Annotated in this window: 1 protein-coding gene; it reads right to left on the reverse strand. The window is 44.9% G+C overall.

From position 1 onward, the window contains the following. Positions 1-613, reverse strand: a 613-nt coding sequence (locus H6A61_RS15310; RefSeq protein ID WP_204394770.1) for an Rpn family recombination-promoting nuclease/putative transposase, incomplete at its 3' end; no start/stop codon positions are given. Between the last annotated feature and the right edge of the window lie 59 nt (positions 614-672).

Here is a 672-nt window from a genome sequence, read left to right on the forward strand (position 1 = left end):
ACTGTCCGACAGCCTTCTTTATCTCCGGAACGGACATCAGGTCCTGAGGCACATTATAAGTCGTTTCACCTATTTCGGTCAGATAGCGGAGCCAGAGAACATGCATCTTTTTCTCGCTGAAAGTCTGAGGCTTGAACTTCGGAAGCTCAACAAACACAAAGCGCAATCCCTCTATCACCTTCTCACTATGCTCCATGTGCACTATCCTGTAATCATGATAATACCCCTCAACTTCCGGCATATACACATCATTCACCAGATTAAGCGAATACACAGGCTGCAGAAGATTATAATCATTGCCACTGCCAAGCTGCCTTACGTATGCCTTCGAAGCATTGAACAGGACACGACTCATGAATGCAGGCGACCATATCATCTGCATCTCAACTATGAAGATACGCCCTGCAACATCCTTGCAGCGCACATCCACTATGCTGTTCTTCTTCAATGGAGTTTCAGGGAAAAGCTCTGCCGGAAGATACTCCACACTCACTATCTTCTCATCCTCCGTCTCGAAAGGGAGCAGGGCATTAAGAAGACTTATCACAAGGTCGGGATGTTCTCCGAACACCTTCTTGAAGGTCAAATCGGCTTTGGGGTCTAGATATTTCATATCAATGTGCCTGTTTTCATTATATCACAATACAAAGGATTATTGTTATCCTCGATTAA

This window comes from Bacteroides caecigallinarum (assembly GCF_016901995.1).
GTDB lineage: Bacteria > Bacteroidota > Bacteroidia > Bacteroidales > Bacteroidaceae > Phocaeicola > Phocaeicola cellulolyticus.